The organism is Micromonospora sp. CNZ285 (assembly GCF_004637285.1).
The window spans coordinates 3,006,713-3,022,585 of sequence record NZ_SPQD01000001.1; the positions used below are offsets into that span (position 1 = coordinate 3,006,713).

General features: G+C 71.1%; 18 protein-coding genes. 8 read left to right on the forward strand and 10 right to left on the reverse strand.

What is annotated here, in order from left to right; genetic code table 11:
* The first annotated feature begins 89 nt into the window (after positions 1–89).
* Together CLT75_RS13520 and CLT75_RS13525 are read left to right on the forward strand one after the other, a co-directional pair.
* Positions 90–374, forward strand: coding sequence for a heavy-metal-associated domain-containing protein (locus CLT75_RS13520; protein ID WP_036310742.1), 285 nt, complete (start codon positions 90–92; stop codon positions 372–374).
* Between the two features lie 86 nt (positions 375–460).
* Positions 461–754: a glutaredoxin family protein gene (locus CLT75_RS13525; protein ID WP_047890777.1), complete on the forward strand. Its 294-nt coding sequence runs from the start codon at positions 461–463 to the stop codon at positions 752–754.
* 37 nt (positions 755–791) lie between these two features.
* On the opposite strand, the gene CLT75_RS13530 is transcribed toward CLT75_RS13525, so the two are convergent.
* Both CLT75_RS13530 and CLT75_RS13535 read right to left on the reverse strand, forming a co-directional pair.
* Positions 792–1,715 carry a M56 family metallopeptidase gene (locus CLT75_RS13530; protein ID WP_030271533.1) on the reverse strand — a complete coding sequence of 308 codons (924 nt, stop codon included), beginning with the start codon at positions 1,713–1,715 and terminating at the stop codon, positions 792–794.
* Positions 1,712–2,074, reverse strand: a complete 363-nt coding sequence (locus CLT75_RS13535) for a BlaI/MecI/CopY family transcriptional regulator (RefSeq protein WP_082171187.1) — start codon at positions 2,072–2,074, stop codon at positions 1,712–1,714. Before CLT75_RS13535 ends, CLT75_RS13530 begins: the two co-directional genes overlap by 4 nt.
* Before the next feature lie 484 nt (positions 2,075–2,558).
* Between CLT75_RS13535 and CLT75_RS13540 the strand changes: the two genes are divergently transcribed.
* Positions 2,559–3,092, forward strand: a complete 534-nt coding sequence (locus CLT75_RS13540; RefSeq protein ID WP_052166171.1) for a zinc metalloprotease — start codon at positions 2,559–2,561, stop codon at positions 3,090–3,092.
* 93 nt (positions 3,093–3,185) lie between these two features.
* On the opposite strand, the gene CLT75_RS13545 is transcribed toward CLT75_RS13540, so the two are convergent.
* The 4 genes from CLT75_RS13545 to CLT75_RS13560 form a co-directional block, all read right to left on the reverse strand.
* A complete protein-coding gene (locus tag CLT75_RS13545; protein ID WP_052166170.1) occupies positions 3,186–3,866 on the reverse strand; it encodes a C39 family peptidase in 681 nt (226 codons plus the stop codon).
* Positions 3,867–4,119: 253 nt separating this feature from the next.
* Positions 4,120–4,776 carry a DUF305 domain-containing protein gene (locus CLT75_RS13550; protein ID WP_030271527.1) on the reverse strand — a complete coding sequence of 219 codons (657 nt, stop codon included), beginning with the start codon at positions 4,774–4,776 and terminating at the stop codon, positions 4,120–4,122.
* A gap of 71 nt (positions 4,777–4,847) precedes the next feature.
* The gene (locus CLT75_RS13555; RefSeq protein WP_071098622.1) at positions 4,848–5,273 is read right to left on the reverse strand and encodes a hypothetical protein; all 426 of its coding nucleotides are present in this window, start codon (positions 5,271–5,273) and stop codon (positions 4,848–4,850) included.
* Positions 5,274–5,334: 61 nt separating this feature from the next.
* Positions 5,335–5,787, reverse strand: coding sequence for a DUF2752 domain-containing protein (locus tag CLT75_RS13560; protein ID WP_030271525.1), 453 nt, complete (start codon positions 5,785–5,787; stop codon positions 5,335–5,337).
* A gap of 432 nt (positions 5,788–6,219) precedes the next feature.
* Here CLT75_RS13560 and CLT75_RS13565 point away from each other — a divergent pair, with 432 nt between their 5' ends.
* Complete coding sequence (locus CLT75_RS13565; protein ID WP_486485166.1) at positions 6,220–6,819, forward strand: ATP-binding cassette domain-containing protein; 600 nt, start codon at positions 6,220–6,222, stop codon at positions 6,817–6,819.
* Positions 6,780–8,330, forward strand: a complete 1,551-nt coding sequence (locus CLT75_RS13570) for an ABC transporter permease (RefSeq protein ID WP_209310325.1) — start codon at positions 6,780–6,782, stop codon at positions 8,328–8,330. Before CLT75_RS13565 ends, CLT75_RS13570 begins: the two co-directional genes overlap by 40 nt.
* On the opposite strand, the gene CLT75_RS13575 is transcribed toward CLT75_RS13570, so the two are convergent.
* Positions 8,311–10,479 carry a heavy metal translocating P-type ATPase gene (locus CLT75_RS13575; protein WP_225319487.1) on the reverse strand — a complete coding sequence of 723 codons (2,169 nt, stop codon included), beginning with the start codon at positions 10,477–10,479 and terminating at the stop codon, positions 8,311–8,313. The two genes, CLT75_RS13570 and CLT75_RS13575, sit on opposite strands and share 20 nt — an antisense overlap.
* A gap of 198 nt (positions 10,480–10,677) precedes the next feature.
* Between CLT75_RS13575 and CLT75_RS13580 the strand changes: the two genes are divergently transcribed.
* Positions 10,678–10,896, forward strand: a complete 219-nt coding sequence (locus CLT75_RS13580) for a DUF2933 domain-containing protein (protein WP_013476072.1) — start codon at positions 10,678–10,680, stop codon at positions 10,894–10,896.
* Between the two features lie 84 nt (positions 10,897–10,980).
* Positions 10,981–11,199 (forward strand): SHOCT domain-containing protein, encoded by a 219-nt coding sequence (locus CLT75_RS13585; RefSeq protein WP_013476071.1) that lies wholly within the window; start codon positions 10,981–10,983, stop codon positions 11,197–11,199.
* Positions 11,200–11,221: 22 nt separating this feature from the next.
* Here the strand turns inward: CLT75_RS13585 and CLT75_RS13590 are convergent, their stop codons facing one another.
* Together CLT75_RS13590 and CLT75_RS13595 are read right to left on the reverse strand one after the other, a co-directional pair.
* Positions 11,222–12,337, reverse strand: a complete 1,116-nt coding sequence (locus CLT75_RS13590) for a sensor histidine kinase (RefSeq protein ID WP_013476070.1) — start codon at positions 12,335–12,337, stop codon at positions 11,222–11,224.
* Positions 12,334–13,026, reverse strand: a complete 693-nt coding sequence (locus tag CLT75_RS13595) for a response regulator transcription factor (RefSeq protein ID WP_013476069.1) — start codon at positions 13,024–13,026, stop codon at positions 12,334–12,336. The genes CLT75_RS13590 and CLT75_RS13595 overlap by 4 nt, the downstream gene beginning before the upstream one ends.
* 152 nt (positions 13,027–13,178) lie before the next feature.
* Between CLT75_RS13595 and CLT75_RS13600 the strand changes: the two genes are divergently transcribed.
* Positions 13,179–14,711 carry a multicopper oxidase family protein gene (locus tag CLT75_RS13600; protein ID WP_013476068.1) on the forward strand — a complete coding sequence of 511 codons (1,533 nt, stop codon included), beginning with the start codon at positions 13,179–13,181 and terminating at the stop codon, positions 14,709–14,711.
* Between the two features lie 79 nt (positions 14,712–14,790).
* On the opposite strand, the gene CLT75_RS13605 is transcribed toward CLT75_RS13600, so the two are convergent.
* Positions 14,791–15,792 (reverse strand): C40 family peptidase, encoded by a 1,002-nt coding sequence (locus CLT75_RS13605; protein ID WP_013476067.1) that lies wholly within the window; start codon positions 15,790–15,792, stop codon positions 14,791–14,793.
* Positions 15,793–15,873 lie beyond the last annotated feature (81 nt).

The window sequence follows — 15,873 nt, forward strand, 5'->3', positions numbered from 1 at the left end:
CAAACGCCTGCGGGCCGGCGCACAGCCGACCGTCGACGGACGGACCTTGCGCACCGTCACGCCATCGTCTGCGACACCGAGGAGATCCCATGTGCGGCAATGAAGCCAGCTGCGGCTGCGGCACCATCACGATCGACAGCGCCCCGGCGGCCCAGGGCACCGGCAGCGGCGCCCGGAGCACCTACCAGGTGTCCGGCATGACCTGCGGCGGCTGCGCCAAGAAGGTGACCGGGCACGTCTCCGAGATCGCCGGCGTGACCGACGTCCAGGCCGACGTGGCCGCGGGCACCATCACCGTTCTCAGCGAGAACCCGTTGGACACCGCCGAGGTCCGCGCGGTCGTGCAGCGGGCCGGCTACCAGCTCGTGGACTGACCCGCGGGGCATCTCGCATCCCTGGGGCACCGGTTGGCGCCCAGGGATGCCGCCTTGCCATCCGTCCCGGCGACGAGGAGACCGAGTTGACCGTCAACGATCGTTCCCGCCCCGATGAGCTCGTCGTGTACGGCACCGGCTGGTGTCCCGACGTGCGACGCAGCCGCGCCCTGCTCGACGCCGCCCGCATCCCGTACGTGTACGTCGACGTCGATGAGGACCAGGCTGCGGCGGACCTGATCCGTGGCCTGCAGCAGGGGCAACGTCGCATTCCCACCCTGGTGTGGCCGGACGGCAAATTCCTGGTCGAGCCCACCGACGACCAACTGCGTGCCCACCTGACCAGCAGCGGCCATGAAACCGGTGGCCTCGCCGGCTGACGCTTCCATCCCACGCGTCAGAGTGCGCGGCGGCCGTCTAGAGACAGGTGAGGACCGCGGCGAGCATGCCGATGCCCACGGGCGCCCCGAGGGCGGCCGCAGCGAACGCGGTCCGGGTCGCAAGATTGCGGCCGTGCGGGGTACGCGACTGAAGCCGCTGCAACCGGACTCCCACTTCTCCCCCGGCCATCGACAGGGCGGACGGCGGATGGGGCGCACCAGCGAAGCTCAAGAGCGCATTGCGCACGGCCGCATGGCCGCACTCCCGGACGGCCGCAGCGTCCGCACGCAGCTCGACTAGCAGACGGACGGCGGCGGGTGCTTCCCGCGTCAGCGGCAGCCAGGGAACGGCCGATGCAAGCCCTTCCACGGCGGATACCAGCAGGTGGTGGCGCTCGCGCAGATGGGCGCGCTCGTGGCTCAGCACCGCGGCGAGCTGATCCGCCGGCAGATCTCGGGTACAGCTGGCGAGCACAGTCAACCCGCCGGCCCCGCCGAGGCTGTACGCCAACGGGGTGGGGTGTGGGATCCACAGCACCGCCCCGTCACCGGGCTCGGCCGCGCCGCCGGAGAGAGCCAGCAGATCCCCGTGCACGCGCCGGGCGCGACCGGCCGTCCGGGCGCGGCGGACGCAGGACGCGGCGAACTTCGTGAATGCCGCGACCATGGCCAGAGCGCCCGCCCCGCCGAGGACCTCGCCGAGGGCCGGGGGACGGCTGGGCCGCGCCCAGTGCCAACACAGTCGGGCGAGGTCATGCAGTGCCCACTCGTGGGCAGCGCCCGGGGCGAGCAACACGGCGACGGCGACGCCGAAGGTGGCCGTCACGGCGACGAGCAGCCCGAGCCAGCCGAGCAGCACGGCGACCGGGTCAGCAACGTGGCGGAAGCAGAATCGCAACGCGACGGGCCCCCACCAGGCGGCGGCCACGACACCGGCGACCAGTGCCAGCGCGACGCTCACGCCCCGGGCTCCCGCTCGTGGAGCACCTGCTTGATGATGTGCAGTTCCCGATCCGAGGCCGACCTGGCGAAATGCAGAAGCACCAGGTCGGGGTCCGTGCTGGTCTCGAGCACCTGACGCAGCGTGCGAGCGGCGATTTCCTCCCGGCTGCCGGCTGGGCGATAACGGTAGGCCTTGCCATCCTTCGCACGCGCCGCCCAACCCTTGCGGTGCAGGTTGTCGAGCACGGTGAGAACCGTCGTGTAGGCCAGAGCGCGGTCGGTGGTCAGTGCGTCGAGGACCTCTCTGACCAGCAGAGGTTGGCCGGCCCGCCACAGGACGTCCATGACCGCCGCCTCGAGTCTGCCCAGCTCTGCCACGTGCGCTCCCTTCGTGCCCGCAAGGGTACGCGGGGCGACCCGCCAGGCCAGCAAGGCGCACCGGGACCGTGAGGGCTGGCGAGCACAGAGGCCCGATACCTCAGGAGCGCGCGGCCCGGCCAGAACGACCTCGACGATGGTCCATATTTGCAGACGGCGGAAAGGTTGCGTTCCGCAAGGTTCCACCCCCGCCAGGGCAGGCGTATGAAGTGACCCGAGTCGATGCCGTACCCACCCTCCACGGCACTCCCAGAGGAGCTGGAATGCGCAATAAACTGCTGGCCGCCGCCGGTGCCGCCGCCCTCGCCCTGCTGGCCTTCCCGTCGCCCGCCCAGGCCAACCACAGCTGGGGCGGCTACCACTGGGCTCGCACCGCCAACCCGTTCAGCCTGAAGCTCGGTGACAACGTCAGCTCGCAGTGGGACTCGGCGCTGTCCGGCGCCTCCGCCGACTGGAGCAAGTCCACCGTCCTGGAACGACCGTCGTGGCCGGCTCGGTCAGCCCGAAGACCTGCAAGGCCACCGCCGGTCGGGTCGAGGTGTGCAACTCCACCTACGGCAACAACGGCTGGCTCGGCATCGCCTCGATCTCGGTCACCGGCGGCACCCACATCACCCAGGGCACCGTGAAGCTGAACGACACCTACTTCAACACCGCCCAGTACAACACCCCGGCGTGGCGCAACCTCGTCACCTGCCAGGAGGTCGGCCACACCTTCGGCCTCGACCACCAGGACGAGAACTTCAACAACGCCAACCTCGGCACCTGCATGGACTACACCAACGACCCGAGCACCAACCAGCACCCCAACCAGCACGACTACGACGAACTGGTCACCATCTACTCGCACGTCGACTCGACCAGCACGGTCGGCTCCGCGCCGGCAGGCGCCTCGGTCGGCAACTCCCCGGAGTGCTGGGGCACGCTGGTCAGCGGCTCCCGCGCCGACCGGCACTCCACCTACGTCCGGCACTTCGCCGACGGCACCATGGTCGTCACCCACGTGATCTGGGCCTGATCGTCGGATCGACCGCGGTGGAGGGGTCCGTCGCCGGATCGCCGAGCCGCACAGTGGCCCCTCGCCAGAACGGCGAGGGGCCCACGGTGCTGGTCAGGCCGAGTAGCCGCGCGAGGCGGACCAGTTCGCCAGGTCCGCAGCCGAGATCCAGTAGGTGCCATCACCGACAGGCTGCCAGGGATCGGCGATCTTGAGACGGCCCCCGTCGCTGTCGTAGCCGACCACGGTGAGGTAGTGCCCCACGGGGAAGGATCGGGTGACGCCTTCGGCACCCACGGCGGCACCGATGACGTTGACCACCGGGATGCGCTGCTCGTCGATGGCCTTGGTGAGGTCGGCCCTGAGCCGGTGCACCTCGTCGGCGCTGGCCGATTCGTTGGGAATCTCCACGGTCTTGTACTCCCGCTCGCCCAGGCTGTCGTTGAGCACTCGGGTGATCTCGAAGGCCGAGGCGGTGCCGGCGAAGGTGGTGCCAAGTTCACTCGCCAGCTTGTCCTGGTCTTCGATCTTTCCTTGCGCGCTCAGCGCGATCCGCGTGGAGGCAGGACCGCAGTAGTAGATGTTGGGCTGCGCCTGGAACGTGTAGTCGTTCACCTGTTTGCCGGAAGCTGCTCTGGCTGTCGCCTCGGCAGCAGCCGGGTTGGCAAAGGCAGCTGTCGCCGGACCTGCGGCGACGATGCCGGCAAGAGCCACTCCCGCCGCGGCCACGCATTTCCTCACCACGGCGGAGTTGTGGGTGTTGCTGACCGAAAACCGTCGGGCAGGGTTGTTCATGTATCGCCTCTCCTCGGGGAGCCGCAGCGATCACGCGGACCACTCGCCGCTCTTCTCGGTTCGGCACGCGCCTGCGAGCCGGGATACGCACACCCCGGAGCGTCCGGCTCCGGCCTGCGGTTAAGGACCAACTGGCGGCCCGGTTCCCGCATTCCGCAGGTGAGGCCCCGGCCACAGGATTCAGGGCGGTCAGCCGGAAAAGGGACCGGCCGGACTCGAACCAGAGTTCGAGCCCGGCCGGACAGGTACGCGCCTACAGGCGGTCGAGGATCTTCTGGAGGGTCCGCACCTCCGCCGCCTGGTCTGCGGCGATCTTGGCGGCGAGAGCCTTGGCGTCCGGGTTGCTGCCGTTGGCCTGTTCGGTCTTGGCCATCTCGATGGCGCCGTTGTGGTGGGCGATCATCATTTGGGCGAACTTCTTGTCGAAGTCAGTGCCCTTGGCGGCCGTGAGGTCAGCCATCTCCTGGTCGGACATCATGCCCGGCATGTCCGAATTCATCCCCGGCATGTCATGCCCGGGCGAGGCCGACATCCCCGGCATGTTGTGGCCGCTGGGCGGAGACGTGGGCTTCCCCCACGCCGTCAGCCAGCCCTTCATGGTGGTGATCTCGGGATCCTGGGCGGCCTTGATCTTGGCGGCCAGATCCTTCAGCTCCGGGTCCTTCGCGCGGCTCGGAGCGAGGCCGGCCATCTCAACGGCCTGCTGGTGGTGCGGAATCATCATCTGGGCAAACATGACGTCTGCGTCGTTAAACGTGCCGTTCGCTGCGGACGAGGCGCCGGTCGACAGGCTGCTGTTGGAATGGTCCATGCCGGCCATGTCGTCGCCCCCGCCGCAGGCGGCAGTGACGAGCAGAGCGGACAGGGCGACACCGGCAAGGGCAGTCCGGCGCAGGATGGTTCGCTTCATCGAGTGAATGGTCCTTGTCGCTAGTGGTTGGCAGACGGTCCTGTGATGGGGGCTTGGCGGCGCGCGAGGGTCTATGTCCGCAGGACCGACACCGCGGTCATCCGCAGTCCGAGGGGAGGTCGGGGCGGAGGGCCACATCCTCGACCCCACGTCCACTGCCTGGCGCGTGCGGATACGGGCAGTTCTCGTCGGCACCGCCGGAGCATCGACAGGGAGGCGAGAACGACCGCCGCGCCGAGCACCGCCAGACATACGGCGAATGCGTCAACGCCGCGACCGTGGCCGTCCGAGCCGCTGAGGCTCTGCTCGCCTGCCGGCACCACGGGTGTGTGCCGCAGGTCCGCCATCGCGCTTTCGACGCCGGAGCCCCTGAGGCTGGGATGGTGGCCGACGGTGTGCATGCCGAGAACACCGAAGGCCAGTGCGACGAGCAGCATCAGCCACAGGGCCGCGCGCTGCTCCGGCCCGCCCGACGCGCCCGCCTTCGCGCTTTTCATGCTGTACCAGGATAGTCGGTGCAAATCCGCCTGCCAGAGATCGAGGTCTGAAGCCGCCGCATCAAGGGGTCAGGTTCGGGATGTCGAACCAGCTGAACGGTGGCCACGGCAGGTTGCGCAACACGGTGCTGTAGAGCAGGAAGGCGGCACCATAGATCCAGTAGACGCGTGGCGACAACCGCAGCGCAGGCAACTCCCGCCCGAACCAGGCGACGCCGGCCCAGCGAATGCCCGCGTAGAGAAGGAAGGGAACGGCGATCAGAGCGGCCAGATGGTGGCGGGCCGCTTCGAGGAGGTCGCCGTGCAGCAGGTAGTAGAACATTCGGGTGCCGCCGCAACCCGGACCGTTGATGCCGGTCATCGCGTGCCAGAGGCAGGGGCCGGTGGGGTCGGCGACCCGGTCGGTCGGATCGAAGCGAAGGACGAACGCCGCCGCCGCGCCGATGGCGCCGGCCAGTGCCAGAGTCGCCGCGCGCTGCGTCGCGCGATGGGGGTAACCCGCCACCTGTCGCATCGCCACCTCCTCGTGTGTCACGAGAGCACACGTGCCGAGATGGGCAGGAACGAGCGATCCCGACACGCGTCTACTAATCACGCATAGTAGATGGCACGCATGGGCACCCTGCCGAGGGGACCCACACCACGAAGACCAGGATGCCGGGCAGGCGCGCGGAACCACCCGGGACACTCCCGTCGCCCTCACCGTGCGCGGTGGCAGCCGCTGCAGACGGGCCCGGCGTAACGGCGGTACCCCTCCCCCACCGCCCCTAAGCTGGGGCAGTACGAACCCTCGCACCACCACCCCGTGCGCACGGAGGTGACCTGTGACCGGCGGTGAGGAATCCGCAGCCGACCGGCCGCCGGGGACGGCCGTGCTGACGGCCCGGGGCCTGCGCAAGTCCTACCGTCGGGGACCGTTCCGGCGGCGTTGCCCGTGCTGCGTGGGGTGGATCTCGACCTGGGGCCAGGTCAGGTGGTCGGGGTGATCGGTGAGAACGGCTCGGGCAAGAGCACCCTGATGAAGATTCTGGTCGGCGCGCTACGCGCAGACGCGGGGACCGTGTCGCACCGCGGACGGATCGGCTACTGCCCGCAGAGCCCGCAGCTGTATCCGCGGCTGACCTGCGACGAGCACTTCGACCTGTTCGGCCACGCCTATGGCATGGCCGAGGAGGAGACGGAGCGGTCCCGGCAGTCGTTGTATGACCAACTGGGCTTCCCCCGGTACGCCCGCACCCGCGCCGAGCGGCTCTCCGGCGGAACCCTCGCCAAGCTCAACCTGGCACTGGCCCTGCTGCCGGACCCGGAACTGATGCTGCTCGACGAGCCCTACGCGAGCTTCGACTGGGACACGTACCAGAAGTTCTGGGACCTGGTCGGCGAGCGCCGGCGGGCCGGCCGCAGCGCACTGGTCATCAGCCACTTCGTGGTGGACGAGGAGCGCTTCGACCGGATCGTGGCCATCACGGACGGCCGGGTGGCATCCCGGCGACCGTCCTGGCGTTCGTGCGGCGGTTCCTGGCCGACTACGCCCGCAACCGGGTGAACCTGCTGCTGCTGGTCGTCGTACCCGTGGTCTTCGTGGCGGTGGTGGCGGGCACCCTGGCCGATGCCGCGCGGATTCTCGGCGGCCGCGGCGGCGCGGCGGTCGAGAACGCCACCGCCGCGTGGTCGGCGGCGTTCCTCGCCGGCATCGGCATGTACTTCCAGAGCGCCGCCACCCGCGACACTGACCAACGGGTGGTGCTGGCCGGGCTGCGGCCGGCACGCATGGTCGCGGCCCGGCTTCTCACCGGGCTGGCGCTGGCCGTGCTGGTCAGCGCGATCGCGTTGGTCACACTCGCGCTCCGGACCGGTATCGACCGCCCGGGGCACGTGGTGGTCGGCACACTCATGGCGGCGGTCATCTACGTCGCCATCGGCACGGCCGTGGGAACGCTAGTGAGCAACCCGGTCAACGGCTCGGTGGTGGTGCTGTTGATCTGGATCCTGGACGTCTTTCTCGGCCCGGCGATGGGGGCCCAGGAGCGGGTGGGCACCCGGATACTGCCGACGCATTTCGTCACCTCGTGGATGGTGGATCTCCCGTCGGGGCACGCCGGCCGGCTCGGCGACGTCGGCTGGGCCCTGGTGTGGACCGTCGCGGCGGTCGCGGTCGCCTGGACCCTCGCGGTGCGGCGTACCCGCCGCGCCGGGCAGCCCCGTCGCCGGCAGCGGCCGGGCGGGTGGCGGGCCCAGCTTGCGGGCGCCGGCCGGGCGGCGTGGCGCGACGCCCGCCGCAATCCGGCCCTGTGGGCGCTCTACGTCGCGGTGCCGGTGATCTTCATCCTGCTGGCGGACGCGATCACTCCCGACCAGCCCATCACGGTGACGGTGCGGGAGCACGGCCGGCGGCTGGCCGGGAGTTACCCGATGCCCGAGGTGCACGGGGCGACGATGGCGCCCATCGCGGTCGCCTCGCTGGCGGCGTTGGCCGGTCTGTTCACGCTGTTGGACAGCCGCGCCGGCGACCGCCGCGCGGCCCTGGCGGGGTTGCGTCCGGCGGCGTTGCTGGCCGGCCGGCTCGGGGTGCTCGCCGCCGCGGCGTTGCTGGCCACGGTGGTGTCGCTGGCCACCACGGCGTCGGTGTTCGACGCGGTCCGCTGGCCGGTGTACGCCGCCGGGAACCTTCTGGTCGCCGGCACGTACGCGCTCGTCGGTGCGCTGCTCGCGCCGGTCTTCGGCCGGGTCGGTGGGGTGTTCATGGCGTTTCTGCTGCCCTTTCTCGACCTCGGCATCAGCCAGAGCCCGATGCTGCGCTCCCAGCCGCCGTCCTGGGCGAAGGCGCTTCCCGGCTACGGCAGCGTCAGGGTTCTCCTCGACGGCGCGCTGACCCGGGGGTTCGACGAACTCGGCGCGCTGGTGCTGGCCTCCGGGTGGATCGTGGTGCTGTCCCTGGCCGTCGCGGTCGCCTACCGGCGGTCCGTGTCGCCGCCCGGATCCCTCGTGACGGCTCTGGCCCGGCCTGCGGCGAGCCGGCCGGGCCAGAGCGGGACGTTCAACGGCGTCCGGGGGTGAGGCGGACCCGTCGGAGCAGTTGTGCGTTGAGCGCCACCACGATGGTGGAGGCGGACATCAGCACCGCGCCGACCGCCGGGCTGAGCGCCACGCCCGCCCACGCCAGCGCGCCGGCCGCGACGGGGATCGCGACCACGTTGTAGCCGGCCGCCCAGGCCAGGTTCTGCACCATCTTGCGGTAGGACGCGCGGGACAGCCGGATCACGCCGGTGACGCCGCGCGGGTCGGAGGAGGCCAGGACGACACCGGCGGATTCGATGGCCACGTCGGTGCCGGCGCCGATCGCGATGCCGACGTCGGCGCGGGCCAGGGCGGGCGCGTCGTTGACCCCGTCGCCGACCATGGCCACCGTCAGGCCCCGCGCCTGCAGGTCGGCGACCGCGCGGTCCTTGTCCGCCGGGAGCACCTCGGCGAACACCTCGTCCACACCGGGGCGGAAGCCCAGGTCGGCGGCGACCGCCTCGGCGACCGGGCGGGCGTCTCCGGTGATCATCACGATCTTCTTGACGCCCTGTTCCCGCAGCTCGGTGATCGCCTCCCGGGCTTCCGGCCGGACCTCGTCCTCCAGCGCGAACGCGCCGATCGTTTCGGGTCGGCCGTCCGCCGGCAGCCGCAGCAGATGCAGGACGGCCGCGCCGCGGGCCGACCACCGGCTGCTGGCGTCCGCCAGGTCGGCGGGCACAGTGGCATCGAGCTCCCGCAACAGCGCCGGACCGCCGACCGCGTAGGAGGTGCCGTCGACCACGGCCTGGACGCCGCGTCCGGTCAGGGAGCGGAAGTCCCGCGCCGTGGCAATCAGACCGTGCCCCTGGGCTGCCCGCACCAGGGCCCGGGCGAGCGGGTGCTCACTGTCGGCCTCCACCGCGCCGGCGACCCGCAGCACCTCGTCCTCGGTGAGCCCTGCGGTGGCGGCGGTGGCGGTAACGGTGTGGGCGCCCTTGGTCAGGGTGCCGGTCTTGTCGAACAGCACCGCGTCCACGCCACGCATGCGTTCGAGCGCCATGCGGTCCTTGACCAGGATGCCCGCCTTCGCCGACACCGCGGTCGACAGGGCGATGACCAGCGGGATGGCCAGCCCGAGGGCGTGCGGGCAGGCAATCACCAGAACCGTCACCGTACGGACCACGGCTTCGTTGACGTCGCCCAGTGCCCACCAGGTGCCGAAGGTGATCAGCGCGGCGGCGGTGGCGAGGTAGAACAGCCAGGCGGCGAACCGGTCGGCGAGCACCTGCGCGCGGCCGGCGGACGCCTGCGCCTGGGCGACGAGCCGGCTGATGCCGGCCAGGGCGGTGTCCTCGCCGACGGCGTCGACGCGGACCCGCAGGGTGGAGTCGGTGGCGACGGTGCCGGCGACCACCTTGTCGCCGACCGTACGGGGCACGGGCCGGGACTCGCCGGTGACCATGGACTCGTCGAGTTCGGCGGCCCCGTCGACGATCCGTCCGTCGGCGGGAACCCGGCCGCCGGAGCGGACCAGGACCAGGTCGCCGACGCGCAGGTCGCCGGCGGGCACCCGGTGCGGCTGCCCGGCGTCGTCGAGGCGTTCGGCGTCGTCGGGCAGCAGGGCGGCGAGGGCCGCCAGGGCGCCCTGGGCCTGCCCGATCGCCTTCATCTCCTGCCAGTGCCCGAGCAACATGATGGTGACCAGCGCGGCGAGTTCCCACCAGAAGTCGAGGCTGAACGCACCCAGGCTCGTGGCCAGCGAGGCGGCGTACGCGACGGTGATCGCCATCGCGATCAGCAGCATCATGCCGGGAGCCCGGTCGCGGACCTCCCGAACGGCGCCGGCCAGGAACGGCCAGCCGCCGTAGGCGAAGACCAGGGACCCCAGGACGGGCCCGACCCAGGTCATGCCGGGGAAGTCGAGGGTGTAGCCGAACCAGTCCATGATCATGTGGCTGGTGGCGACGATCGGCACGGTCAGCGCCAGGCTCAGCCAGAACTTGCGCCGGAACTGCTCCGGGTCGTGCCCGGCGTGCTTGTCGTGTCCGCCGCCGTGTCCCCCGTGGTGGTCGTGGTGCTGGGGCTGATCCGGCGGGCGACGCTCTGGCGTGTGATCTGCGTGCCGCTCGGCGACGTGGCCGTGAGCGGGGTGCGGGTGCTCGGGTGCCGTCGCGAGCGGGGCATGGTGGGTGTCGTGGCGTGTCATGAGGTCCACCTCCGCCTCGAACATATACCCCTAGGGGGTATAGGGCAAGGCTGCTGGTACGTGGTCTTGAGCGCTTCCTGTTACCGCTACCCGGAGGGGGTAGGACCTTCGACCGTACGGCCGGGGCCGGTAGGCGCTGCCGCCCGGCGGAACCCGGGAGCAGGCTCGGTTTGGGAGCTACGAGAAAGGAGACCGGTGATGAGGCGACATCTGCCGTTGTACGTGACCGCCTTGGTGATCCTCATCGCGGGGGCGCTGGCGATCGGCGTGCCGGCACGTTCGGTGGCGTACGGGCTGCTCGCGCTCGCCTGCCCGCTGATGATGCTGTTCATGCACGGCGGCCACGGTGACCACAGCGGTCACTCCGGTGGCAGCGAGCGCCGCGGCCCGTCGGAGACGAATTCGTCGGTCAGGTGAGCCGGCAGCGGCGACGGGTATGCCGGCGACGCCGTCAGGTCCAGGAGAACAGCAGGGTCCGACAGCGGAAAGGACGTGACCCACATGCATGATGGCAACGGTTGGTTCTGGCCGATGGGTCTGATGATGGTCGGCTGGCTGGTCCTGGCCGTGATCATCGTCGCGGCGGTCTGGCTCACGGTCGGCACCGGCCGACGCGCGACGGACCACGGCGACTCCGCCCGGCGGATCCTGGCCGAGCGCTACGCCCGTGGCGAGCTGGACGACGAGGAGTACCGCCGCAGGCTGGACGGGTTGCGCTGACGGGCCTCCCCCACGCGCTTCGTCAGCTGCCTGCGGCGGGCCCTGCGCCGGGCAGGGCGACGGTGAACATCGCGCCCCGGCCGGGGCCCTCACTGGCGGCGGTGATCCTGCCGCCGTGTTGGGTCACGATAGCGCGGGCGACGGCCAACCCGATGCCCGATCCCCCGTGCTCGCGGTCCCGGGCGGCGTCCGCCCGGTAGAAGCGTTCAAAGACGTGCGGCAGGTGCCGCGCGTCGATGCCGTCTCCCGTGTCGGTGACGCTGACGCGCACCTCGTCGGCAGCCCGGGTGGCGTGCACGCTGACGCGCCCGGTCGGTGGGGTGTGGCGCAGGGCGTTGTCGAGGAGGTTGCCCAGCACCTGCCCCATCCGTACCGGGTCGGCGTCGACCACTCCGACGTCCGGTGCCACCTGCTCGTGCAGGGTGAGGCCCTTCGCCGCGTACCGGGGCCGGGCGGCGGCCACGGCAGCGCTGACCAGCTCACCGACGGCGACCGGTCGGGGGCGCAGGTCGAGTTGGTGCTCCTCTGCGCGGGACACCGCGACGACGTCCTCGGCCAGACGGCGCAGCCGGGTGGTCTGCGCCCGCAGCACCGTCCAGGTGTCCTCGCCCTCGACCGCGATCCCGTCCTCGGCCGCGTCCACGTACGCCTCGATGGTGGCCAACGGAGTACGCAGCTCGTGGCCGAGGTCGGCCAGCAGACGGCGGCGGGTCGCCTCCGCGTCGGCCAGCCGGGCGGCCATCGTGTTGAAGGCGGCGGCGACCGTGTCGAACTCCGGACCGAGGCCGGGACCGTTGACCCGTGCCGCGTAGTCGCCCCGGCTGACGTCCGCGGCGGCGGTCGCCAACTGGGTGACCGGTCGGGCAAGGCGGCGAGCCAGGTAGGCGCTGACGGCGAGGGCGGCGAGCAGCGATACGGCGATCGCGACCCCCAGGGCGAGGGCGCTGGCCGAGGCGTACGCCTGCTCGACGTGATGAGCGGTCCCGGGGTCGACCGGACCGGTCACCCGCCTCAGATGGCTCCGGAAGATCGCCGGCCCGACCACGGCCGCCACCAGGCCGAGGGTTCCCGCGCCGACCAGCACCACGAGGGCCTGGGCGGCGAGAAGCCGGCCCGGCAGTCCCAGTTGTCGTCTCATCCCCGCCCCATCCGGTAGCCGATGCCGCGGACGGTGCGGATGAACCGGGGCCCGGCGGGATCGTCGCCGAGCTTGCGGCGCAGGTGGGCGATGTGCACATCGACGAGGTGCTCGTCGCCGACCCAGTCGGCACCCCACACCGCGTCGATGAGCTGCCGGCGGCGCAGCGCCGTGTCCGGCTGCGCGGACAACGCGGCAAGCAGGTCGAACTCCGTCCGGGTGAGTTCCACGGGCTGCTCGTCGACGTACACCTCACGGCCGGCCAGGTCGACCCGCAGCCCGCCGACCGTCCGGGTCGACTGCTCCGCGGCCGGGGCCACGGCGGCGCGGGGACGGCGCAGCATGGCGCGGATCCGGGCGACGAGTTCGCGCGGGCTGAACGGCTTGGTCAGGTAGTCGTCCGCGCCGACGCCGAGGCCGATGAGCTTGTCGACCTCCTCGCTGCGGGCGGTGAGCATGACCACGTAGCAGTCGGTGAACGTGCGGATCTGGCGGCAGACCTCGATGCCGTCCAGGCCCGGCAGGGCGAGGTCCAGCACCACCACGTCGGGCCGGTCCCGCCGGGCGGCCGCGACCGCCGACCGGCCGTCGAAGACGCAGCTCACCTCGTGACCGTCGCGCTCCAGATAGCTGGCGACGACCTTGGCCAGGCTGCGCTCGTCGTCGACCACCAGCACACGTACACCCATGGGCCAATCCTGCCCTGCCGGTCAGGCCGGGCGGACCCAGGTCACCGGCGATCGCTCATGAAGATTCACTGAAGAAAGCCGTGCGACGTGGCCGTCGGCCCGCGGCGAAGGTCAGGCTGCAGACAGGGTTCCTCGCAGCCGAAGGAGCAGCCATGTCCCCCACCCTCACCCGCCGACGACTGCTGGCCGGAATCGCCGGCACGGTCGGTATCGCCGGCACGGCCGGCGCCGCCGCCTGGGCCGGCGGGCTGTTCGACCCCCGTCTCGTGGCTCCGGGCGGGGACCTGGTGGCCCGGACCGAGGCAGCGCGACGGCGGGCCGGCGCCCGCACCGTGTCCGCGAGGCTCAACCCGCGCCCGGTCACCCTCGACCTCGGCGGCCGGCAGGTGCAGACCTGGGGCTACCAGGATTCCGCGCCGGGTCCGCTGCTGCGCGCGCGGGCCGGCGACGTGCTCCGCGTCGAGGTGGCCAACGGTCTGGCCACCGAGACGAGCGTGCACTGGCACGGCGTCGCGCTGCGCAACGACATGGACGGCGTGCCCGGAGTGACCCAGCGGTCGATCGCTGCGGGCGGAACGCACACCTACGAGTTCACCGCCCCTGACCCGGGCACCTACTTCTACCACCCGCACTCGGGAGTCCAGCTCGACCGCGCTCTCTACGGTGTGCTCGTGGTCGACGACCCGCACGAGGCCGGCCGGTACGACCAGGAGTGGATCGTGGTGCTCGACGACTGGGTCGACGGCACCGGCCGCACACCCGACGACGTGTTGGCGTCGCTGCAGTCGATGGGCGGCCACGACGACATGGCCGGCATGAACGGCATGGCCGGCATGGAGCACGGCGGCATGAGCGGCATGTCGATGGGCGGCATGGAGAGCATGACCTCGCCCCTGCTAGGTGGGGCAGGAGACGTGGTCTACCCGCACTATCTGATCAACGGCAGGGCACCGGACGCCCCGGTGACGTTGACCGGTCGACCGCGCCAGCGGGTGCGGATCCGCCTCGTCAACGCCGCCTCCGACACCGCGTTCCGGATCGCCCTCGGCGGCCACCGTCTCACCGTCACCCACACCGACGGCTTCCCCGTCACCCCCACCACCTGCGACGCCCTGGTGCTCGGCATGGGGGAACGGGCGGACGTCACCGTGGACCTCGGCGACGGCGTCTTTCCCCTGGTCGCGGTCGCCGAAGGCAAGAGCGGCCAAGGCGTGGCCGTGGTCCGCACCGGCGCCGGCAGCCCGCCGGCCGCGACTGTCCACCCTGCGGAGCTGGACCTCCGAGTGCTGCTCACCGGCGGCCTGAGCCCTGCCGACGCCGTCAAACTGGAGCGCCGCAAGGCCGATCGGGTGCACCGCCTGGAACTGGGCGGCTCGATGATGCCCTACCGGTGGACCATCAACGGCACCACCACCGACAAGCTCGACCCGCTGCTGGTCGGCCAGGGCGAGCGGGTGCGGCTGGAGTTCGTCAACCAAAGCACGATGTTCCACCCCATGCACGTGCACGGCCACACGTTCGCCGTCACCGACACCGGCGTCCGCAAGGACACGGTGATCGTGGTGCCGAAGCAGACCGTCGCGGTCGAGTTCGACGCGACCAACCCGGGCCAGTGGATGACCCACTGCCACAACATCTACCACGCCGAGACCGGCATGATGATCAACCTGGCGTACCAGGAGTAACAGCCTGACCTATCCCCCGGGGTGACAGGAGGCTCCCGCGGCCTTCGGCCATGGGAGCCTCCTGTCATCGACCGACGGTTCAGGTGACGCGGCGGAAGCCGGCGACCGGCATGTAGGTGATGCTCAGGACGTTGACCGGCTTACCGGCCCGCGGCGCGTGCACCATCAGGCCGTTACCCAGGTACAGCCCCATGTGGTGCAGGTCGCTGAAGAAGAAGATCAGGTCGCCGGGGCGGGCGTCGGCCCGGGACACCGGCCGACCCTCGTTCCACTGCGCGCCGGTGAAGTGAGTGAGCGAGATACCCGCGGCCTTGTAGGCGTACTGGGTGAGCCCAGAACAGTCGAAAGCGTCCGGGCCGTCGGCCCCCCAGACGTACGGGTCGCCGACCTGCTGGCAGGCGACGCGGATCGCCGTCTGCGCGGCGCTGCTGACCACGCCGCTGATAGTGGGGCAGCCCGTTACCTTCACCGTCGTCTTCGGCAGCGACGCGGTCAGGCGTTTGATCTCGGCGTCGATCTGCTTCTTCTTCGCCGCCAACTCGTCCTGCTGCTTGACCTCCGCGGCGATCAGCTCGTCCAGCTTCTTCTTCTGCGCCTGGTACCGGTCGCGGACAGCCAGCACACCGGCGATTTCCTGGTGCTGCTGGGCCGCAAGCCGGTCGAGGATCACCAACTGTTCGGCGAGGGTCCCAGGCTTGGTGCTCACCAGAAGGGCACCCAGTTCCTGCGAGGGGCCCCGCACATAGTACCGGGCGGCGATAGCGCCGACCCGGTTCATCGCCAGCGCGGACTCCAGTTCCAGCGGGGCCATCTTCTTCTCGAGGTCCGCCGCCTTCTTCTGGTTGACCTTCAGCTGGGCCCGCACCTTGTTGAAGCCTTCGATGGTGGGCTCGAGTTGTTCCCACTGCTTGTCGATCTGCGCTTCGATCTCGTCCGCCGAGGGCGCGGCGTGGACCGGTGCCGCCAGGAGCCCGGCGCCGAGCGCAGCGGCCGCGAGCAGGACGAGTGCACGGCGGGCCAGCCCGCCGCGACGGACGGGCGGGTGGCTCGCGGGGGGACGGCGAAGGGGCAGGGATGCCACCAGCACGGACTCCTTCTGGCCTTGGGAAGCGGGCGGGGCTGCGCGGTAGCGGCCCCACCCGCGGCGGGTTCGCCCACATCC